We start from the raw sequence: 22,518 nt of genomic DNA, 5'->3' as shown, positions 1-22,518 counted from the left end.
GAAGCGGGCTTTTCATTCAAACTCTATTAATTATACAGCTTGCTGAATAATTACGTTGTCTGCTTTTTTAGTGTACTGAGGCATACGGTGGAAGTTCAAGTAACGGTAGGTATCTGCTGCCGTTGCATTGATTTTCGCTGCATATTCTTGGTACTCAGCCGGAGTAGGTAATTTACCTAAAATTGCCGCTACTGCTGCCAGCTCTGCTGAAGCTAAGAACACATTTGCGCCTGTACCTAAACGGTTAGGGAAATTACGTGTTGAGGTAGACACAACAGTTGCTTTATCTGCAACACGTGCTTGGTTACCCATACACAGTGAACACCCAGGCGTTTCAATACGTGCTCCAACACGACCAAAGATACCGTAGTAACCTTCGTCCGTAAGCTGGTCTTTGTCCATCTTCGTTGGTGGTGCAACCCAAAGCTGTGTTGGGATACGACCTGTAAAACCATCGAGTAATTTACCCGCGGCGCGGAAGTGACCAATGTTAGTCATACAAGAACCGATGAATACCTCATCAATTTTCTCGCCTGTTACGTCAGATAGTAAACGCGCATCATCAGGGTCATTTGGCGCACACAGTACTGGCTCTTTAATGTCAGCTAAGTCGATTTCAAGCACATGCTTGTACTCTGCATCTTTGTCCGCTTCCATTAGTTCTGGGTTAGCTAGCCATTCTTGCATTGCTGTAATGCGGCGCTCAATCGTACGAACATCGCCGTAACCCTCAGAAATCATCCACTTAAGCATAACAATGTTAGACTCAAGGTATTCGCTGATCGACTCTTTAGAAAGCTTAACAGTACAACCTGCTGCTGAGCGCTCTGCTGATGCATCTGATAGTTCAAATGCTTGCTCAACAGTTAAGTGCTCAACTCCTTCAATTTCTAGTATACGACCAGAGAACTCGTTGATTTTACCTTTCTTCTCAACCGTTAATAGCCCTTCTTTAATACCGTAGTAAGGGATGGCATGAACGAGGTCACGCAACGTGATACCAGGCTGCATTTCACCTTTAAAACGAACCAAAATCGATTCAGGCATATCAAGTGGCATAACACCTGTTGCTGCTGCAAATGCGACCGCACCTGAACCCGCTGGGAATGAAATACCTAATGGGAAACGCGTATGTGAATCACCACCGGTACCTACGGTGTCTGGTAATAACATACGGTTCAACCATGAGTGAATTACACCATCACCAGGACGAAGCGATACACCGCCACGGTTCATGATGAAATCAGGAAGTGTATGATGCGTATTTACGTCAATTGGTTTAGGGTAAGCCGATGTATGACAGAAAGACTGCATGGTTAAATCTGCAGAGAAGCCTAAACAGGCTAAGTCTTTAAGCTCATCACGTGTCATAGGACCGGTGGTATCTTGCGAGCCAACCGTAGTCATTTTTGGTTCACAGTATTGGCCTGGGCGAATACCGGCAACATTACATGCTTTACCCACCATTTTTTGCGCAAGCGTAAAGCCTTTATCTGACACTTCAGTAACTGCTGGTACTTTAAATACGTCAGTTGCACCTAAACCCAGTGATGTACGTGCTTTGTCTGTAAGACCGCGACCAATGATCAGTGGAATACGACCACCAGCACGAACCTCATCAAGAATGACGTCTGATTTAAGTGTGAACGTAGAGATCACGTCATCAGTACCGTGACGTTTAACAACCCCTTCATAAGGGTAAATGTCGATTTGGTCACCCATGTTGAATTCATCAACATTTAATTCGATTGGTAATGCACCCGAGTCTTCCATTGTATTAAAGAAAATAGGCGCAATCTTATTACCTAAACAGACACCACCTACGCGCTTATTTGGTACAAATGGGATATCAACACCCATAAACCAAAGCACAGAGTTAGTTGCTGATTTACGTGAAGATCCCGTACCAACAACATCACCTACGTAAGCAAGTGGTAAGCCTTTAGTTTTTAATTCTTCGAGCTGGGTAACTGGACCTACTTCACCGTTTTTATCAGGGTTAATGCCATCACGTTCTGTTTTAAGCATCGCTAGTGCGTGAAGTGGAATATCAGGACGTGACCATGCATCTGGGGCTGGCGATAAGTCATCAGTGTTTGTCTCACCAGTGACTTTAAATACAGTAACCGAGATCTTTTCAGCAACAGCTGGCTTATTAGTAAACCATTCTGCGGCAGCCCAAGACTCAATGATTTGTTTGGCGTATGTATTACCTGCTTTTGCTTTTTCTTCTACATCGTAAAACGCATCAAACATTAATAATGTGTTTGAAAGGCCCTTAACTACGATTGGCGCTAACGCTTCGTCATCAAGTAGGTCAACCATTGGCGCGATATTGTAGCCACCAAGCATAGTACCTAGCAATTCAGCTGCTTTTTCTTTAGAGATAAGTGGAGAAACGGCTTCACCTTTAGCAACAGCCGCTAAAAAACCAGCTTTAATATAGGCTGCATCATCAACACCCGGCGGTACACGATTGATTAGTAGTTCTAGTACGAACTCTTCTTCACCTGCAGGTGGGGTTTTAATTAGCTCAATAAGATCAGCCGTTTGCTGAGCATCTAATGGCGCTGGTACGATACCTAACGCGGCACGTTCTTCTACGTGTTTACGATATTCTTGTAGCACAGTATTGCCCTCTTGGTGACGTGAAAGTATTCGGAAGTGTTTATAAAACAAACCATAACCCAATACTTATAGTATTCTAACGCTCGATTATAAAGCTTTTATGCATAGATTAAAATCCATCCACTTAGGCAGCTAGTTATACCGATTATTAATAATATGAATAGTGGATTTCATAAAATCAACTTTCATGAATACTTATTAACAGCCATAAAAAAACCCAGCCTAAGCTGGGTTATTTGTAAAGTAGTAGTACTATTTACGTTTAACTTTTACGCGCTCAACGGTTGATATATGCGCTTCAACACGGCGATTTTCTGCGTGTGCTTCTGCCGTATTCGCTTTATTTACAAGACGCTCCTCACCATAACCTATTGTACTGATACGCTCTCTTGAAATACCATCTTTTACTAACTCATCGGCAACATCGTCGGCACGCTTTTGAGAAAGCTTTTTATTGTAGCCAGCATCACCCACTGCTGAAGCATGACCCTCAAGTAGTACAGTTGTATCTGTATACTCTTTCATGAATTTTGATACCGCAGCTATATCATCAAAATATCTTTGTTTAACAATGGCTGAGTCATGTGGGAAAGTGACTAATAGCTTAGTAGTTACTTTAGACTCTTCGTATAAAGTGCACCCGTCACTATCAACTGCATCTGTTACTGGTGTGTTGGCGCATTTGTCATTAGCATCAATCACGCCGTCGTTGTCACTATCTAGAGGAGCAACTACTGCAGCTTCAACTACAGGCTCAGGAGCAGGTTCAACTGGTGCTACTGGTGCTGATTTCTGGCCAAAGAAGTAGTTAATACCTAACTTTGCGCCAACATCTGTGTAGCCTTTATCTAAACCTTGGTAAACACTGGTTTCAGCATTTACAAAGAAGTTGTCTGTAACAAAGTGTCGGTAACCTACACCTGCATTTACAAACGTGTTGTCATCAACAACATCAATATCTTTCAAACCGAATAAACCGTAAAAAGGACCGCCGCCAAAGTGGTAAAGCGCATCAATACCGTAACGTTCGCCGTCAATATCGTTGCGGTTGTTAAGTACTTTATCATGTGCATTGAAGTCTAGGTCTGCGTATTCTAAACGCGCGCTCCAGTAATCATTAAAGCGGTAACCTAATTCAGCACCCCAACCTGTTGACTCATTAACGTCAAGGCCAGCTTGATCACGCATGTTTTTCCACGAAGCATCGTAGTAGTCACCGAACGCACCGATGTAAAAACCTTCTTGTTCGGCAGCAAAAGTTGATGCGCTAGTTGCAGCTAACGCAATGGCAATTGTAAGTGATTTCAATTTCATTGTTTTCTTCCCATTTTAACAACTAAAAATGTAGCTAAGCATTGCTAGCCCTTCTAACTTACCTATACAGTAACTGAGCCTTTGTTAATCAATACTTAACGCAAATATATTTTTCCAATATCTAGGATAATAAAACTAGCCCATAAAAAATGTTACTGAACAAAGACTAGTTCAAAAAGCAAACAATCGCTTTAAACCCCATACGATCACTGGCCTTTATAGGTATCATGGTATCACCCGCTCATAGTTTGCTCTATGAATGAACATCGCCGTGGTAAAAAATGACCTTTTATATTCATTTTCAAATGCAAAAAGCAACACTTAAGTACCACAAAAAGTACGATAATTCTTATCATCTTCGGGCGGCGTTTGAAACTCTGTAGCTTGCATATTGCTTGTGTAAGGGCTCGACATCACTTTGCTAAAACGACTGAGTAGCTCACTATCCCCATGCGTAGTGTACTGAGAAATAATCTCTTCAATAATATGATTACGAGGAATCACACCCGGATTGGCTTGTCGCATCACTTGATAGCTGTGCTCATTAGTTCGTGTTTGCCATTTCTGCGCCCAAGAGGCGAGTACTGATGGTATTTCAGCTTGCCCATTTAACGACTCAGTTAACGCATTAAAAGTATTGGTATAATCAAGCTGGTATTCTTTTAATAACCCTAGCAACTCTCCCACCAGCTCATTATCTTTAGCATCAGCTATTGTTAGCCCTAACTTTTGTGCCCACATAGCGCTAAATTGCTGATTAAATTGGGTCGAAAAGTCTGCAATGATAGGTGTCAGCCTTGCTACGGCTTGCTCATCGTCGTCACTTATTAGTGCCATTAGACTCTCTGCTAAGCGAGCACAGTTCCAACTCGCCATGTTTGGCTGATTACCAAATGCGTAACGCCCTTGCTTATCAATAGAGCTAAACACGGTATCAAAATCAAACTGGTTCATCATGGCACATGGACCGTAATCTATGGTTTCACCACTAATTAAGGTGTTGTCGGTATTCATTACCCCATGAATAAACCCCACCCTCATCCAACTTACGATTAAGTTAACTTGATTGGTTATCACTGCGGCTAAAAAATCCAAGTATCGCTGGGCGCCAGTGCTGTTAATTTCAGGGTAATGTCTTTGAATGGCTAAATCGGCTAAGTTTTTTAGACTGGTCAAATCGCCTTGGGTAGCTAAATATTGAAATGAGCCTACTCGAATATGGCTACTCGCGAGTCGCGTTACAATAGCGCCAGGTTGAGGTGGGTTACGATAAACAGTTTCACCACTACCAACCACGGCTAAACAACGCGTTGTTGGAATGCCAAGCGCATGCATTGCTTCGCTCATTACGTACTCGCGAATGGCGGGACCTAATGCACAGCGCCCATCTCCACCACGCGAGAATGGCGTAGCGCCAGCGCCTTTTAATTGCACATCCCAAAGCTGGTTTTTATCATCACTAATCGCGCCAAGTAAATGCGCTCGGCCGTCTCCTAAGCGTGGAGAAAAATGACCAAACTGATGACCCGAATACCCTAATGCAACTGCAGAAACTGCTTGAGGTTCATTTCCACTGAATATATTTGCCCGAGAATCGGCATTCACTTGTATATTAAATTGTTCGGCTAAGGGCTCATTCCATAACAATAACTGTGGCGCTGTCACCTTGGCTGGATGATCGCTAATTGCAAACCCCTCACCAATGTCGGTATACCTTGGCACTAATTTCATGTTTAATCCTATTGTTTTTGGCTGATACCTACGCGATTGTCGCCGACACCATAAGCGACAATTAAGCTTAGCTCTTGCATGCTTAAGCCGCTTTGCTGCTGCAGTTCATTAAAGAATGCCTGCGCCGCACTTAGTGACTTTTTAGTTTGCAATCCACCATCTATAATTTTATGTGCACGCAAATAGCTTTCTACGTCTCTTGAAAGTAAAAAAGTATCTTTTCCTAAGGCGCGCAGCGCATAAGGGCCGGTATTACCACCCAGCCTCGCACCATGCTTTTTTAAATACGCCCACAAGCCAATAATATCTTCACTTGGCCAGTTAGCAATAAACTCACTAAAGCTGCCGTGTTGCTCTGCAACTTCGTGGATCATATACGCATTATCAGTAATGGTTTTTACTTTTTTATAATTGCGCACAATCCGTTCGTCACTGGCTTTTTGTTCTAAAATGTCTGGTGGCATCATCAATAATTTTTCAACACTGAAATCCCAGAAAACCTCTCTAAATCCGGCCCACTTACTGTTGATCACCGACCAATAAAAACCACTTTGAAAAACTTTCCGAGTAAATTCTTCTAGCCAATCATCATCACTTAATGTGACGAGTTGCTTTGTTGATAAAGGTTTTGAGAGTAACAATTTAAGCATTTTTTCAGAGCCCTTTCGCTCCACTGCACGCTTATAAATATCGCTAAATTTTTCCATCTGCTTAATACCTTACTTCGACCATGAAACTAGTTTACGAGAAAAGCAGCCAATACGTAACCGTTGCTATTATCGATGAACTATTCTGTATTTAGTCACTTGACACCTAGACGGCTAAAGTGGTTTAATCGCCACACTTACCCTATTACATTGTATTTGTTGATTGATTTTTCAATAGCAAGTGCAAAGGGCTGGAAGAGGTGCGTTATTCAGGTAGCGTATGTTAGGAGCGCAAACTCCATTGAGCATACGTGAGGGGAATTAACGCCGAGAGGTAACACTTTTTTGTGAAAGGTTACTTCGGGCGACTAGGTTGAATCCTAGCGACTGTCACCAATAACATATTTGGTGGAGAGCTTCTGGTCTTAGTATAATAAGGCCGTGCGCCCTATTATTTAAGCCCATTCGCTCTTCGAATTATAAATACATTCAAAGAGTCAGGCACCCTAAATACCCGCCAATAACTCGACGAATGCCCTATAAGTTCGTGAGAGATGATCAACAACTTCAATATTAACAATTTCCATTTATGGACTGCGCTGATCACCCCATTTGATCAAAATGGCCTAGTTGATTACGCAACCTTAGACACCTTGGTGGCCGAACAAGAAGCCGCTAACAACGGCATTTTATTACTTGGTAGCACTGGCGAAGGGTTAGCCCTGACCCTAAAAGAGCAGCAAGCCATCGTAGAGCATGTCTGCCAATTAGAGCCGAGCGTCCCGCTTATGGTCGCAGTCGGTGGTAGTAACTTAAAGCAGCAGCTTGAATGGGTTAACTACTGCAACCAACTGCCTATTCATGGTTTTTTACTTGGCTCGCCTTTGTACGCCAAACCCGGTGCAGTGGGGCAAACCCATTGGTTTGAAAGCCTGCTCAATGCCAGTTCTCATCCTTGTATGCTTTATAACGTACCAGGACGTAGTGCGGTTAGCATTCCCATTGCAACCATTGAAAACCTCAAACAACATAAAAATTTATGGGCACTCAAAGAAGCCAGTGGCTGTATTTCTCAATTTGAAGCCTATCGACAAGCAGCGCCTGAACTAGCCATTTTTAGTGGTGACGATGCCCTCATGCCTTATTTTGCCCAAGCAGGTGCAAAAGGTTTAGTGTCGGTTGCAGCCAATGCATGGCCAGTGCAAACCCATGAGTTTGTAAAGCGCAGTTTAAGCGGCCAACATCCTAATCTTTTTGTCCAATGGTCTAGCGCTATCAATAGTTTATTTTCAGTAGCAAACCCTATCCCAGTCAAAGTGTTAATGCATTTACAAGGGCGTATTAGCAGTCCGCATTTACGTCCACCTTTAACACACCTTGAGCTGACACACACAGATGACATTTCATCGGCAAACAACACCATTTTATCTTGGCATTAAATACAGGTTTTTATAATGAGCTGGTTAGAACTATTAAATAATTTAGAAACGGGCGCAGTTCGCGCAGCAACACAAGACGAAAACGGCCAATGGCACGCTAACGTAGAAGTAAAGCAAGGCATTTTAGAGGCATTTAAAAACGGCACTAACATGGAGTTTCCTGGTGGCTTTGTAGATAAACATAATCTAGCGCCGCAATGCTTTGAAGCCACAGCAGGCGTTCGCATGGTGCCAGGTGGTTCAAGTGTGCGCCGTGGTGCACATATTGCCAAAGGCACTATTATTATGCCACCTGCGTACGTAAATATTGGCGCCTTTATTGACGAGGGCACTATGGTAGATAGCCACGCATTGGTTGGCTCATGTGCGCAAGTGGGTAAAAATGTTCATTTGAGCGCCGCGGTACAATTAGGCGGGGTACTTGAGCCCATTGGCGCAAGCCCTGTGGTCATAGAAGACGATGCATTCATTGGTGCAGGCTGTGTGATTGTTGAAGGCGTGGTAGTTAAAAAAGGCGCGGTACTAGCCCCAGGTGTTCGCTTATCTGCAACCATCCCTGTTTATGACTGCGTTAATGAGCGTCAGCTTGATAAAGGCGAAGCAATCCCTGAATACGCGATTGTGATCCCAGGCTCTCGCCCTGCGTCAAACGACTGGGCGCGTGCTCAAGGCTTGAGTATGTCGTGTGCCTTAATTGTTAAATACCGGGACGAGCAAAGTGACGCGTCATTATTGCTTGAAGAGGTTTTACGTTAATGACCTTTTTGAGCACGCCCGTTAAAAGCGCTATTGATGAGCTTTCGAGTAAACTCGATACTCCATTTTTTGTCTACGACCTCGACTCACTAGATGCGCACCTTGCGCACTTAGTGGCGCAAACCGAAGTAAAGCTTTGGTATGCGGTTAAAGCCAATCCCCTATCTAAAGTGATACAAAGTTTAGATAACGCTGGTTTTAACTTTGATGTTGCAAGTAAAGGCGAACTTGAGCAAGTACTTGCCCAAGGAATTAACAGCGAGCGCGTGCTCAACACGGGCCCTGCTAAAAGCCCAAAACAAATTAAACATTTTATTGCACGTGGCGTACGCACCTTTGTGGCAGAAAGTCTTAATCAGGTGCGTTGGTTAAACGAACAAGCCAATGCCCAGCAGTGCCAGTTGCAAGTATTACTGCGTGTTCAATTACGCTGGCCCGAGGGTGATAAAAACCCACTTGGTGGTGATAGCCTTACTCCATTTGGCTTAGGGTGCGATGAATGGCAATCGCTAAATACTAAAGACTACACAGCATTGAGCTTTGATGGCCTACATATTTTTCAGTGGGGTAACATGCTCAGCAGCGACAAACTTGCAGATCTGTGGTCGCAAATGATTACACCACTTACAGTCCTTGCTAATAACTTAAATATAAATCTGAATATTTTAGATTTAGGTGGCGGTTTAGGTATTCCTTACACCCTTAATGACCCGACTTTAAGCTGGGATGCATTAATAGCAGCCCTTGCAAAGATTAAACGCGATGCGGGTGTTAAAGAGCTGTGGATGGAACTAGGTCGCTATGCTGTAGGCGAATGCGGCCACTACGCCACACCGGTGGTTGAGCGCAAATTAAACTACGGCCAACAGCAGGTAATTATGAGCGGCGGTATTAATCACTTATTGCGCCCTGCGGTTACTAATCAAGACTTTCCTGCGCGTTTATTACGTGATTCAAACGCAGCAAACCAAGCAATGAGCCTATATGGGCCATTATGTACCGCGCTGGATTGCTTAGGGGAGCACCAATTACCGGGCGATTTAGATGAACACGACTGGCTGGTGTTTAGTCAATGCGGTGCTTATGGTTTTACCGAAAGTATGCCGTACTTTTTGTGCCATGAACTGGCCGGTGAATATGTTATACACCATGGCGAAATCAACTGTATTCGCCAAGCAGAAGATGCAAGCCACTACTTGAGGTAATAAAAATGAATAACACCACAGCTATAAGCCAGGAAAATATTGTAGTTGGTGAAGTGGCAAATGGCCTACCACTGACTATTTCTGTCTATCGTTTAAAGGGCGATGGCACAGGCCCAAGTGTGTATATACAAGCTAATATGCATGGCGCCGAAGTACAAGGTAACGCGGTTATTTATCAGCTACTTGAACAGCTAAAAAACCTTAATTTAAAAGGTGACATTACCTTAGTTCCCTACGCTAACCCCATTGGCTGTAATCAAAAATCGGGCGAATTTACGCTTGGCCGATTCGATCCTATTACGGGGACTAATTGGAATCGTATGTATCACTGTAATAATCAGCTTGCATCACAGTTTGCAAAGCAATACTGCGACGCTGACGATACAGCTCTAAAAACAGCATTTAAAACCGCGTTAATTAATGATGTTGAGCAGCAACTTAATGGCCCAGACTATCGTTTAACAACCGGTAAACGCATAGCGCTAAACTTACAAAGACTAGCGCATCAGGCTGATATTGTTTTAGATTTACACACTGGCCCTATTTCTAGTCAGCACTTATATTGTCCTGAATATGCCACAGAAAGTGCCCGTTACTTTAATATTCCCCATGTGCTAGTGATCCCTAATGACTTTGATGGGGCAATGGATGAAGCGAGCTTTTGTCCATGGTGGCAACTTAGCGAGCAACTTGCTCAGCAAGGCCGAAATTTTAACGTACAAGTTGAAGCCTTTACGGTAGAGCTAGGAAGCCAAGAAAAAATAGATTTAAGCGCTGCACTAGACGATGCCAATAGTATTTTAAGTTATTTAAATCATAAGAAAGTATTTGTTGATGCCTCCTACAAGCCAAAGGTGATGACAAGGTATGGCTGCCAACTAAATGATTATATTGCTTACTATGCACCTATGGGTGGCATGGTTGAATACTTAGCCCCTCTTGGTGGGCACATTAAAGCGGGCGAACCTATAGCTAAAATACTGCGAATGGAACGCTACCTAAGCGAACAACCACTGCAAACATTAAGCTTTGATCTTGATGCGATTGCGATATTGCATTTTGCCTCAGCTAGTGTGAACCAAGGCACTGAGCTTTATAAGTTTTTTACAAACGTTTTTGAGCTTTAGCTCACCCCTTCTCATTGCGTGAGAGTCTAACTAGCAAGCTATTAGCTAGTTATCCAGTAAAAGCGACTTAGGTCGCTTTTCTTTTTGCTTTATTAAAGTTCAGGGCAAGTTCACCGTATATGTGTTAAAAATGCGTTATAATTACCACAAATCTGTTACTTCTCTCACTTACAAAGGAATTACAATGAGTTGGCGCCACTGGATACTTCTCTCAACATTACTAAGTACTGCTGTTATTGCTGAAGAAACAGCAAAAAACGAGCAAAACAATGAACTTGAGCTGGTTAAACAATGTATATTAAATGAAGTGATCGGTGGGGACGGTAAGCAAACCCTCGATCAATTGCGCGAAAAATGCTCTGCAGTTGAAGAAAGCAAGCAGCTAACAGCTATCGATAAACGCCAAGCCCGTGAAGCGGTTGGCAAAAAGAATCGTAATGTAATTACGCCGCATAAACGTAATTATATTTTACCGGTTTCATATATGTCTAACCCAAACACTCGCCCGTTTGATGGATTTGCAGAATTAACCGATAAAAAAGATGGCGACCCTCTCGATAACCTAGAAGCTAAATATCAGTTATCAATTAAAGTACCTTTGTATGATGAGTTTGCCGACTCAGACCAAGCTATATTTTTTGGCTTTACACTGCAGTCATACTGGCAAGTATATAACGACGATATTTCATCTCCTTTTCGTGAAACTAATTACGAACCAGAAATTTTCTGGATTAATTACTTAGACCCTGAAAACGTTTTATGGGGCGATGAAATGGCAATAGCCATTGGTATTTCGCACCAATCAAATGGCCGCAGTCAACCAAACTCGCGTTCTTGGAACCGTATATATGCCGATTTCATTTGGGAAAATGACGGCTTTGTATTCAGCTTTAAGCCTTGGTACCGCATTCCTGAAAATGAAAAGCCTGCGCCGTTAGATGCACGAGGTGACGATAACCCTGATATCTATAAATACATGGGTTACTTTGAATTTGGTGGCGCGTATCGCTTTCACGATCATGAATTTAGTTTTATGACTCGTAATAATTTAAATTCAGATAACCGCGGGGCAATTCAGCTTGATTGGTCATTCCCTCTATGGGGAAGAGTACGCGGCTATGCGCAGTACTTTAATGGCTATGGTGAGAGTTTAATAGACTATAACGCCGATATTGAACGCTTTGGTGTCGGTATATTACTGACTGACTTACTGTAATAACCGCTAATAAAAAAGCCAAGCAACTCGCTTGGCTTTTTCGTTTATTCTTATTACTTTTTAACCACAAACTGCCCTTCAAACTGAGCAACTATTTGATCACCATCAAAAATGGTTACTGGCACTAAATAGCTCGCCTTACCCGCCTCTTGTAACTCTATTAAGTTACCTTTACAGGTTTGAATATCAACACAGCCTTTAGGGTCGGTATTAAGTGGTTTTAAGTATTTAATATTAGCATCGGCTAACACTATATTACCCTCAAGTCCGGCTTCTTTTAATGCTAAGTACGTTGCTCCCCAACCCGTTAGTGTAGCTAGGCTATAAATAGAGCCTGCAAACATGGTGTTGTGTAAGTTTAAGTTAGCATTTAAATCTGCACGAGTAGTAAATTGCCAATCGGTGTAGCTTTCTACTTTTATCCCCATTGCATCACTAATAGGGATTGATTCACGCCATGTATTTTGCAGTACTTGAGTCCAATTAGGGTGACGAAACCAACCTGGCTCACTCGGCTTAAGCTTAACCATTTTATAATGTTGAACATCACCATAGGCTAAATGCGCCTTTTCTTTGTTTTCGTAGCCATGGCGCTGATAAAATTCCAGGGCACGTTCACGTGCAAACAGCACTAATTCATCAGCATCTTGATTCCACGCTATTTTTTCGAGTTCATGCAATAAGCGGCTGCCAATATGTTGATTCCGGTTACCCTCTGCAACCGCCATATAACGCACTTGAGCTTGTTGCTGATTATTAAAGTGCAAACGCGCCACACCCAGTACTTCACCTGCTTTATTTTTAATAAAGCGGTGTTCAGCTTCTTGCTCTAAATCGTCTTGCTCAGAACCACGAGGTTCGCCCCATGGTGCACGTAAAACTTGCCAGCGTAATTGATAATAGGCTTGCCAGTCTTCACTACTTTGAGGGGTGCTCACTTGAAACATACAGACTCCATAAATTAAAAATGTAAAAATATTACGCTGTGCATTTTGTGAAAAACACCATACTCGATCTGGGTAAAACTGCAAATACGACTTTGGTTTCCTATAAATGACTGTAAAAAATTAATGACAAAATCGATTGCGCTTTGCCCCTGCTGGTTTATGCTCAATACCATGAATAAATATATCCATGATAGCAGTGGCCTGATCAGCAGGCACTTTATTGAGCATAGTTCATCGCTAGGCCAGTTACTTTATTGGCATAATCAACATGGCATAAATATACAAGTTCGAGAGCATCAACAACTGCGCTGGCTACTTATTAACAACACCTTGCAATCAGTTATTTTAACCCGGAGCCCACAAGTATTACTGTTTCCTCACCTTGCCTATTTAGCAACGGTTTGGCAGCAACGACCAGCGCCTAAAAAAATACTTGAGCTCGGTTTAGGTGGTGGTGCTATACGCAACTACCTGTTAAAACAGTACCCTCGAGTACAGCTGACTTCAGTAGAAAAAAACCCTCATATAATTGACTGTTATCAAGATTTTTTTGCCCTTAATGAACAGGGCCAAATTTACTGTGAAGACGCACAAACAGTTTTAAAGTCAGCGGTGAATATAGATTGGATTATTTTAGATTTATTTAGTGAACTAGACGCCCCTAGATTCTTATTTGATTTATGTTTTTATCAAACAATTTATGAGGCGCTTGCTCAGCGGGGCATCTTATTTATTAACTTTTTATCGCAACATAGCTCCCAACTTACGCAGCTACAACTTGTGCTTAAGCGCGTGTTTGGGGGAGCCGTTAGTATTAAAAAGATCACCGGATTTGTGAATCACATTGTGGTTGTAGAAAAAACACTTTAAGCGGTTAAATTAAAGGTAACCGGACCGTCGTTAGATAAACTAACCTGCATATCGGCTGCAAATACACCGGTAGCGACCTTTATACCGAGTAATTTAGCCTGCTCAACAAAGTAATTATATAATGCTTGCGCTTGATCTGGTGTGGCTGCCGATGAAAAACTAGGACGCATGCCTTTTTTGGTATTAGCTGCAAGTGTAAATTGCGATATGACTAATAGCTCGCCTTGTATGTCTTTAAGACTGAGGTTCATTTTATCGTTTTCATCACTAAAAATTCGATAATTACTGACTTTGTGCAATAGTTTATCAGCAACACGCTCATCATCTTCTTTTTCAACACCAAGCAGTAATACAATACCTTGCTTTATTTCGCCAACAACCTGTTTTTCTATTGCTACGTTAGCGTGTGTTACCCGTTGAATTAGTCCTTGCATTTATTCACTACCCTCTGCTTGTTGCTCTTTTTTATTGTAATGTTGCATGTTAATACACACAGTAAATTCAGCACCTAGTAGCACGACTACCCACGACAAGTATACCCATACAAACAAAATAGGAATGGTTGCTACCGCACCATAAATCACTTCGTATGATGGAAAATGGCTAATGTATAAAGCAAAGCCTTTTTTGGTTAACTCAAATAACATTGCAGCAAACAGTGCACCAGGAATAGCGGCCCTAAATGAAACTCGTGTATTCGGCACTAAGGTATACAGCATGATAAAACCTGCCATAGAAATAGCATAAGGGAGTAGTTTTAATAAAAAACCACTAAACCCAGGGATCCCCTGATCAGCAAACGACACTAGTGACACAATATAAGAGGTGACACCAATACTCGCACCCAGTAGTACAGGTCCCAAGCTCAGTACCATCCAATACACAGCAAAGGATATCATCATTGGGCGTTTTTTCTTTACTCGCCAAATACGGTTTAGTGTGGCATCTACATTACGAATAAGTAGCAAGGCAATGGCTGCCAAAAAACCAATACCTACCGCCGTCATTTGATTAGCATTACCAGCAAACGAGCTAATATGCTCTTTAATAACATCGGAAGAAGTCGGCACAAAGTTAGTAAATAAAAAACTTTCAATGGCTAAACGGGTCGATTCAAACCCCGGAAAAGCAGAGAAGATTGCCACACCCACCGCTATCAACGGAACCAACGACAACAAGGTAACGTATGCTAAATACCCTGCATTAATGGTTATTTGATCGTCTATACAGCGATTGAAATATTGCATCCACCAGCCTGGTTGCTGTTTTAGAAACACCTTAACTTGCTGTTTATAATGAGAGAGCTTATCATTCATACAATTAACTTTGTTGGTGAGCTTTTGATTATAATAACAATCAAGGCCATAATTTACAGCATTAACACTCGTAAATAGGAATTCAGATGAAAAAACAAACATTATTAGGGACAGCCATACTCTCGTTAATGCTGATGCTTTCAGGTTGTCAGTCGGCTTATTATTCGGCAATGGAAAAAGTAGGTGTCCATAAACGTGACATCCTTATTGATCGCGTTGAAGAAACGAAAGACTCACAACAAGAGTCGCAAGAAGAATTTCAATCAGCACTCGAGCGTCTAACTACTTTAATTAATTTCGATGGTGGTGAGTTGCAAGACGCTTACAATCAACTTAATGACGATTACGAGTCGAGCTTAGCGGCGGCAAATGAAGTATCAAGTAACATAAATAAAGTAGAAGATGTTGCTGATGCGTTGTTTGATGAGTGGAGCGATGAGTTAGAGCAATACAAAAGCGCCTCACTTAAGCGTCAAAGCAGTAAAAAACTAGCTGCAACTCAGCGCCAATTTAGCCAATTACTTCGCTCAATGCGCAGCGCTGAGAGCAAAATGGAGCCAGTATTATCGTCTTTACAAGATAACGTGCTTTACTTAAAACATAACTTAAACGCACAAGCGGTAGCCGCTATAAAAGGTGAGTTTACTAACCTTAAGCGTGATATTCAGTTACTCATGAATGACATGAATAAGTCGATTGAAGACTCAAATAAATTTATTGAGCAAATGAATACCGTGGGCTAATTACTATAAGTCCGTTTAATAAGCCTACTAAATTGTAGGCTTTTTTATTGTTACTTTTTGTTACCTTTAAGCTCTTCGTTAATCCGCTGTTGTTGTTATACTTTTACAAAATAATAATAATTAGAACAGTAAAATGAAGTTTAAAGCTATCACCCTAATACTTGCATGCACAATGCTCAGCGCCTGCCAAACAGCTAATCATGTTGAAGTTATTGCAGGGGAGCAAACCATTACCCCGCTACATAAAGATGGCGAGCGAGAAGGACGCTTTCATAACCTCTACCCGGGGGAAAAAACTTACACGACTACCTGTGAAAGCAACTGCTATCCAACTAGCCCAAAACTACAATGCGAAAAAGACAGCGAAAACTGCCAATTTATTGGTGAGCAACAGCCTATGAATTTAAATACAGGCTTTAGCTTACGCTGGCTGGGACATGCTGGGTTTATGATCCGCACGCCTAACGGACAGCAAGTGTTAATTGATCCTGTAAAAGAGCAGTTTGACTCACCTGTAGATTTAGCATTTAGACTAGCCTCTGGGTTTTACCGACAGCCCGGCGATTGGCTCACAGATAGTGAACTGAAAAACTTAGACGCTGTGATGTACTCGCATATTCATTACGATCACTTTAATAAAGCAGATATAGAAGAGATCGGTAATAAACCTCGCTACTTAACACCACTAGGCATGGCCGACAACTTCCCCACAGGCGGGTTTAATATTAGTGAAATGGCGTGGTATGCAAAAACAAATATTGGCGATTTAGCTATCCATGCCTTGCCTGCTCATCACTTTAGCAGTCGTGTATTAGTGCCCTTTATTTACGAAGACAACGATAAAGACTTATGGAATGGCTGGCTACTTGAACAAAATGGCAGCTCCTTATTTTTTGCAGGCGACACTGGCTATTCAAAACACTTCAGCGATATACAGCAAAAATATGGCGATATTGATGTGTGCTTAATGCCTATAGCTTCTTACTACAGCGAAGACAACCCTAAATGGTATCGTTACGTTCATACAACCCCAGAAGACGCTCTAACAGCAGCACAAGAACTTAACTGTAAAATAATGATACCTTGGGGATACGGTAACTCATCATGGAAAATGGGCGACCACACTAGCCATTCAGCCTTACTGCGTTTATTGTATATGCACAAAAAAATGGATTCGAAAATCCCCCTGCATATTTTAAATGAAGGTGAGAGTATTAAACTTTAATCAGTCATTTACAAACTTAGTAATAACCTCTCTGCTGAACTATGTTTAATTAACTAAACAGTGTGGAGGTTTTATGTTTCTTGTACGACTTATTTACGCCAGCAAAATAAGTAGTGATTTTGGGCCTGAAGATATAGAAAATATTTTACAAAGTGCTAGAACCTATAATGTAAAAACAAACGTCACCGGCATGTTATGTTTTAGCAATGATTACTTTTTACAATGTCTGGAAGGCTCTAGAACCGCTGTAAATAATACCTACCAACAAATATTAAACGATAAACGTCACCATAATGTAATTATGCTCAACTATACCCAAATTCCTGAAAGAGAGTTTGAAAAATGGTCAATGGGCTATGTACCGCAATCTAAGCTAACCGAATCACTGAATCTCAAGTTTTCAGGCTCCATTGATTTTAATCCTTTTAAAATGTCTGGAGAAAGTGCGCATTTATTAATGCTCGCATTAAAAGACAGCATAGCAGGCACAATCAGTTAGTATAAAAATAGACTACGAGATTGTTTTTAATAGCTATTTAAGCCAAGCTAAATCATCCTTAATTGATGAGATGACTAATGAAAAAAACACTACTTGCTTTTAGCTTACTTTTTACCCAGCCACTCATGGCTATTAACGTTAGTCATACACCAACAGCTATTACTATTGATGGGGTTTCTGAAAGTGCATGGGACAAAGCCACTTGGCATAATATGCCATACTTAATGGACGGCACCCTACCAGACTCAGACAAGGATTTTAAAGGTCGCTATCGTCTTTTGTGGGATGAAAACTACTTGTATTTACAAGCAGACATTAGTGATGATGTGCTTATTGATACTCACCCAGATCCAACGGATAAATACTGGGACGATGATGCCTTAGAAGTGTTTATAGATAGTGACGCATCTGGCGGTAATCACCAATTTAACCATACAGCATTTGCTTATCATATTGGCCTTGATAACCAAGCTGCCGATTATGGGCCTGATAAAAAAGCGCATTTATATACCGACCACTTAGTTAGTAACTGGAAACGCAATACCACTGCGCCCTATAACATCACGTGGGAAGTGGCGATAAAACTCTACCCAAACGATTTCCAACAAGGCGCACAAAACACTCCGCTTAAATTAACGCCAAAGCAAGTAGTCGGCTTTATGCTCGCATATTGCGATAACGACGGCAGTAAAGTTCGTGAGCACTTCATGGGTTCACATGAAGTACAGCCTGTTAACGGCAGTCGCAACCTTGGCTATATAGATGCTGATGTGTTTGGAAAAATCACTCTACTACCGAAAAAGTGATGAAGTTAGCGAACTGGCCTTTTTGTTGGGTTGAGCGCAACGAAACCAAAAAAATAGGGGTTTTACATTATCAGTTGTTTTAGCTCTTACTCTTTTACTTCTCATTCTCTTCTCTTTGTGTAAATATTTTTAAGTGAATTTTTTACAAAGAGGGTAAGAGGCGCTGCGCTTTTAGAGCTTAATACTGATAACTAAAAACTGAAAGCTTCTCTTACTTTAAAAACAAAAAAGCCGCTGTATCTTTCAATACAGCGGCTTTTAAAATCATTGTTCTAAATTAATAGATTATGACTTAGGAGCACGACCCGCACGTTTACGCTCATTTTCAGTTAAATGACGCTTACGAATACGAATGTTCTCAGGTGTTACTTCTACTAACTCATCATCAGCAATAAACTCAAGCGCTTGCTCAAGTGAATAGTTAAGTGCTGGTGTTAGTGTTTGTGCTTCATCTGTACCAGATGCACGAACGTTAGTAAGTTGCTTACCTTTAAGTGCGTTAACTGTAAGGTCGTTATCACGGCTATGAATACCAATAACCATACCTTCATAAACTTCAACACCGTGACCGATAAATAAACGGCCGCGCTCTTGTAAGTTAAATAGTGCGTTAGTAAGTGCTTTACCTGTTGCGTTTGCAATCATTACACCGTTCTTACGAACACCTAGCTCGCCACCTTTGTGCGGACCGTAGTGATCGAATGTATGGTAAAGTAAACCAGAACCCGACGTTAATGTCATGAACTCAGTTTGGAAACCGATTAAGCCACGGCTTGGGATCATAAAGTCCATACGCATACGGCCTTTACCATCTGGTGCCATGTCAGTAAGTTCACCCTTACGAAGACCAATTTGCTCCATGATAGAACCTTGGTGCTCTTCTTCACAGTCAATAGTTAGTGTTTCATACGGTTCTTCTAACACACCATCAACAGTACGTAAGATTACTTCTGGACGAGAAACAGCAAGCTCGTAACCTTCACGACGCATGTTCTCGATTAAGATACCTAGGTGTAATTCACCACGACCTGATACACGGAAGCTATCTGGGTTATCTGTATCAGCAACACGAAGTGCTACGTTATGTACTAATTCTTTGTCTAAACGCTCACGAATATTACGTGATGTTACAAACTTACCTTCTTTACCACAGAAAGGAGAGTTGTTTACAGAGAACGTCATTGTTACTGTTGGCTCATCAACACTTAGTGGTGGTAATGCTTCAACGTTGTTAGGACAACAAAGCGTATCTGAAATCTTAAGCTCGCCTAAACCTGTTACTGTTACGATGTTACCAGCGTAAGCTTTATCAGTTTCAATACGCTCAAGGCCTAAGTAGCTTTGTACTGAACCAATCTTACCGTTACGAGTTGTGCCGTCTGCACTGATAACCGTAACTTGTTGGTTAGGTGCAACAGAACCACGTTTAATACGACCGATACCAATTACACCCTTATAAGAGTTGTAATCAAGCTGTGAAATCTGCATTTGGAAGTCACCTTCAGGATCTGCATCCGGTGGTGATACTTCGTCAACGATCATCTTGAACATAGGTTCCATGTTATCTGATGCTTCGTCTAAATCTAATGTAGCCCAACCATTGATTGCTGATGCGTAGATTACTTTAAAATCTAACTGCTCATCAGTTGCGCCTAAGTTGTCGAATAAATCAAAGATTTGATCCATAACCCAATCAGGGCGAGCACCTGGCTTATCAATTTTATTGATAACAACGATTGGCTTTAAGCCTTGCGCGAATGCCTTTTGCGTTACGAAACGCGTTTGTGGCATTGGGCCTTCTTGAGCGTCAACAAGTAGTAGTACTGAGTCAGCCATCGAAAGTACGCGTTCAACTTCACCACCGAAGTCGGCGTGTCCTGGAGTATCTACGATATTGATATGGTAATCATTCCAAGATATAGCGGTGTTTTTCGCTAAAATGGTAATACCACGTTCTTTTTCAATGTCGTTTGAATCCATCACGCGCTCTTCATTACCGCCGCGTGTTTCTAATGTACCTGATTGCTCAAGTAGTTTATCAACCAATGTTGTTTTACCGTGGTCAACGTGGGCGATAATTGCTATATTTCTTAACTTTTCGATACTCATATGTTCACTCAGAGAAATTGATCTCATTGATCCTGCAGGGGGCTATACGTACTCACCTGCGCTTTCACGAGATGTCCCAGCATAGGATTTAAAAGGGCGCATATTATCCCCTATAAATGGAATGGATGAAAGTTTATCCAAAATAAAATTTCAAACTTTCGCAATAAAATAATTAACCCTTTGTTTTAAAATAATTAATTTTTATGATTAATTTTTATAAATTTATCTCAAAAGGTGGTTTTGAGTTAATTTAAAGCGACTTTACTGCGCATTTTGCATTTTCTTTGTGTTAGTCTAAGGTGATTAATTTGCAAGCAATTATGACTCTGTAAATGTTGCACCTTTTTGGAATTATTACGCACCAAAACAGTGCTTAATCTATATCACCTTTATGTTGTTTATATATTTTTACATAAAAAACAATAGATTATAATAGTGGCATAAAATCAGCTTGTTAGTATTTAAAGTATCTAAGCAGCAATAATAAAACCCAATAGTTGGAGGACACATGTCACAATCGGTTTTAGATTTTATTAAAGAAAATGACGTTAAGTTCATTGATTTACGCTTTACTGACACAAAAGGTAAAGAGCAACATGTTTCTATTCCTCATCATCAAGTTGATGAAGACTTTTTTGAAGATGGAAAAATGTTCGACGGTTCTTCAATTGCTGGCTGGAAAGGCATTAATGAATCAGACATGGTGTTATTACCTGATGCAGATTCAATCAAGCTTGACCCTTTCACAGAAGAAACAACGCTAATCGTTCGTTGTGACGTGGTTGAGCCTTCTACATTACAAGGTTATGAGCGCGACCCACGCTCAGTAGCTAAACGCGCTGAAGAGTACATGCGCTCTACTGGTATTGCTGATACCGTTTTATTTGGTCCAGAGCCAGAGTTTTTCGTATTTGACGACGTTAAATACAAGTCTGACATGTCAGGCTCAATGTATAAAATTGATTCTAAGCAAGCAGCTTGGAACTCAGATAAAGAATATGCAGATGGCAACACAGGCCACCGTCCAGGTGTTAAAGGCGGTTACTTCCCAGTTGCACCTGTTGATGATTTCCAAGATTGGCGTTCTGCAACGTGTTTAGTTCTTGAAGAGCTAGGGCAAGTTGTTGAAGCACATCACCACGAAGTGGCGACTGCCGGTCAGAATGAAATCGCAACTCGTTTTAACACTATGGTATTAAAAGCAGACGAAATCCAAGAAATGAAATATGTTATACACAACATGGCTCATTTATACGGAAAGACAGCAACCTTTATGCCTAAGCCTGTTGTTGGCGATAACGGTTCAGGTATGCACTGTCACCAGTCTTTAGCTAAAGACGGCGTAAACTTATTCGCAGGTGATAAGTACGGCGGTCTTTCTGAAGACGCGCTTTACTACATTGGTGGTATCATCAAACATGCTAAAGCAATCAACGCTTTTGCTAACGCGTCAACTAACTCGTACAAACGTTTAGTACCCGGCTTTGAAGCACCGGTAATGCTTGCATACTCTGCCCGTAACCGTTCAGCATCAATTCGTATTCCAGTGGTTCCATCTGCAAAAGGTCGTCGTATTGAAGTGCGCTTCCCAGATCCAACTGCTAACCCATATCTTGCATTCTCAGCAATGCTTATGGCTGGCCTTGACGGAATTAAAAACAAAATTCACCCTGGCGATGCGATGGATAAGGATTTATACGACTTACCAGCTGAAGAAGCAGCAGAAATTCCAACAGTGGCAGCCTCATTAGATGAAGCACTAGCGGCATTAGATGCAGACCGTGAGTTCTTAAACCAAGGTGGCGTATTTACTAACGACCTAATTGATGCTTACATTGCACTTAAGTCAAAAGAAGTTGAAAAACTTAACATGACAACTCACCCAGTTGAGTTTGAAATGTACTACAGCTGTTAATTTATTAACCGATAAATAATGTGTG

19 protein-coding genes and 1 riboswitch are annotated in these 22,518 nt (G+C 41.4%); of the genes, 11 read left to right on the top strand and 8 right to left on the bottom strand.

Annotated elements, in window-relative coordinates; all coding sequences use genetic code 11:
- Positions 1–30: 30 nt before the first annotated feature.
- From acnB to FLM54_RS01010, 4 genes are all read right to left on the bottom strand, one after another.
- Positions 31–2,628, bottom strand: a complete 2,598-nt coding sequence (acnB, locus tag FLM54_RS01025; protein ID WP_178954623.1) for a bifunctional aconitate hydratase 2/2-methylisocitrate dehydratase — start codon at positions 2,626–2,628, stop codon at positions 31–33.
- A gap of 252 nt (positions 2,629–2,880) precedes the next feature.
- Positions 2,881–3,942: an OmpA family protein gene (locus tag FLM54_RS01020; RefSeq protein ID WP_138606695.1), complete on the bottom strand. Its 1,062-nt coding sequence runs from the start codon at positions 3,940–3,942 to the stop codon at positions 2,881–2,883.
- 321 nt (positions 3,943–4,263) lie between these two features.
- Positions 4,264–5,673, bottom strand: a complete 1,410-nt coding sequence (locus FLM54_RS01015; protein ID WP_178954621.1) for a protein adenylyltransferase SelO — start codon at positions 5,671–5,673, stop codon at positions 4,264–4,266.
- A gap of 8 nt (positions 5,674–5,681) precedes the next feature.
- Positions 5,682–6,380, bottom strand: coding sequence for a DNA-3-methyladenine glycosylase I (locus tag FLM54_RS01010; RefSeq protein WP_178954620.1), 699 nt, complete (start codon positions 6,378–6,380; stop codon positions 5,682–5,684).
- Between the two features lie 187 nt (positions 6,381–6,567).
- A riboswitch (Lysine riboswitch) is annotated at positions 6,568–6,747 on the top strand.
- A 127-nt stretch (positions 6,748–6,874) separates the two neighbouring features.
- Here FLM54_RS01010 and dapA point away from each other — a divergent pair.
- The 5 genes from dapA to FLM54_RS00985 all read left to right on the top strand — a co-directional run bounded on the left by dapA (position 6,875) and on the right by FLM54_RS00985 (position 12,063).
- A complete protein-coding gene (dapA, locus tag FLM54_RS01005; RefSeq protein ID WP_178954618.1) occupies positions 6,875–7,759 on the top strand; it encodes a 4-hydroxy-tetrahydrodipicolinate synthase in 885 nt (294 codons plus the stop codon).
- 15 nt (positions 7,760–7,774) lie between these two features.
- On the top strand, positions 7,775–8,515 hold the full coding sequence (locus tag FLM54_RS01000; RefSeq protein WP_178954616.1) for a 2,3,4,5-tetrahydropyridine-2,6-dicarboxylate N-succinyltransferase: 741 nt from the start codon (positions 7,775–7,777) through the stop codon (positions 8,513–8,515).
- Positions 8,515–9,720: a PLP-dependent decarboxylase gene (locus FLM54_RS00995; RefSeq protein WP_178954614.1), complete on the top strand. Its 1,206-nt coding sequence runs from the start codon at positions 8,515–8,517 to the stop codon at positions 9,718–9,720. The genes FLM54_RS01000 and FLM54_RS00995 overlap by 1 nt, the downstream gene beginning before the upstream one ends.
- Before the next feature lie 5 nt (positions 9,721–9,725).
- On the top strand, positions 9,726–10,847 hold the full coding sequence (locus FLM54_RS00990) for a succinylglutamate desuccinylase/aspartoacylase family protein (protein WP_178954612.1): 1,122 nt from the start codon (positions 9,726–9,728) through the stop codon (positions 10,845–10,847).
- A 184-nt stretch (positions 10,848–11,031) separates the two neighbouring features.
- Positions 11,032–12,063: a phospholipase A gene (locus FLM54_RS00985; protein ID WP_055012465.1), complete on the top strand. Its 1,032-nt coding sequence runs from the start codon at positions 11,032–11,034 to the stop codon at positions 12,061–12,063.
- Between the two features lie 53 nt (positions 12,064–12,116).
- On the opposite strand, the gene FLM54_RS00980 is transcribed toward FLM54_RS00985, so the two are convergent.
- Entirely contained in the window at positions 12,117–13,010 is an 894-nt protein-coding gene (locus FLM54_RS00980) for a bifunctional GNAT family N-acetyltransferase/hotdog fold thioesterase (RefSeq protein ID WP_138606709.1), read from the bottom strand.
- Between the two features lie 123 nt (positions 13,011–13,133).
- On the opposite strand from FLM54_RS00980, the gene FLM54_RS00975 reads away from it, so the two are divergent.
- Positions 13,134–13,880: a spermidine synthase gene (locus FLM54_RS00975; RefSeq protein ID WP_178954610.1), complete on the top strand. Its 747-nt coding sequence runs from the start codon at positions 13,134–13,136 to the stop codon at positions 13,878–13,880.
- On the opposite strand, the gene dtd is transcribed toward FLM54_RS00975, so the two are convergent.
- Both dtd and FLM54_RS00965 read right to left on the bottom strand, forming a co-directional pair.
- The gene (gene dtd, locus FLM54_RS00970; RefSeq protein ID WP_178954608.1) at positions 13,877–14,314 is read right to left on the bottom strand and encodes a D-aminoacyl-tRNA deacylase; all 438 of its coding nucleotides are present in this window, start codon (positions 14,312–14,314) and stop codon (positions 13,877–13,879) included. The two genes, FLM54_RS00975 and dtd, sit on opposite strands and share 4 nt — an antisense overlap.
- Positions 14,315–15,196 (bottom strand): virulence factor BrkB family protein, encoded by an 882-nt coding sequence (locus FLM54_RS00965; RefSeq protein WP_138606713.1) that lies wholly within the window; start codon positions 15,194–15,196, stop codon positions 14,315–14,317. It lies immediately after the preceding gene.
- 86 nt (positions 15,197–15,282) lie between these two features.
- Between FLM54_RS00965 and FLM54_RS00960 the strand changes: the two genes are divergently transcribed.
- The 4 genes from FLM54_RS00960 (at position 15,283) to FLM54_RS00945 (ending at position 18,469) form a co-directional block, all read left to right on the top strand.
- Entirely contained in the window at positions 15,283–15,939 is a 657-nt protein-coding gene (locus FLM54_RS00960; protein WP_138606715.1) for a DUF2959 domain-containing protein, read from the top strand.
- Positions 15,940–16,072: 133 nt separating this feature from the next.
- Positions 16,073–17,164, top strand: coding sequence for an MBL fold metallo-hydrolase (locus FLM54_RS00955; RefSeq protein ID WP_178954606.1), 1,092 nt, complete (start codon positions 16,073–16,075; stop codon positions 17,162–17,164).
- Between the two features lie 73 nt (positions 17,165–17,237).
- Positions 17,238–17,663 carry a BLUF domain-containing protein gene (locus tag FLM54_RS00950; protein ID WP_138606719.1) on the top strand — a complete coding sequence of 142 codons (426 nt, stop codon included), beginning with the start codon at positions 17,238–17,240 and terminating at the stop codon, positions 17,661–17,663.
- A 77-nt stretch (positions 17,664–17,740) separates the two neighbouring features.
- Entirely contained in the window at positions 17,741–18,469 is a 729-nt protein-coding gene (locus FLM54_RS00945) for a CBM9 family sugar-binding protein (RefSeq protein ID WP_178954604.1), read from the top strand.
- 285 nt (positions 18,470–18,754) lie between these two features.
- Here the strand turns inward: FLM54_RS00945 and typA are convergent, their stop codons facing one another.
- Positions 18,755–20,578: a translational GTPase TypA gene (typA, locus tag FLM54_RS00940; protein ID WP_010392008.1), complete on the bottom strand. Its 1,824-nt coding sequence runs from the start codon at positions 20,576–20,578 to the stop codon at positions 18,755–18,757.
- Between the two features lie 508 nt (positions 20,579–21,086).
- On the opposite strand from typA, the gene glnA reads away from it, so the two are divergent.
- A complete protein-coding gene (glnA, locus tag FLM54_RS00935) occupies positions 21,087–22,493 on the top strand; it encodes a glutamate--ammonia ligase (RefSeq protein WP_010392004.1) in 1,407 nt (468 codons plus the stop codon).
- The last annotated feature ends 25 nt before the right edge of the window (positions 22,494–22,518 follow it).

The organism is Pseudoalteromonas sp. Scap25, assembly GCF_013394125.1.
GTDB lineage: Bacteria > Pseudomonadota > Gammaproteobacteria > Enterobacterales > Alteromonadaceae > Pseudoalteromonas.
This window is presented reverse-complemented; position numbering and strand designations above follow the sequence as displayed.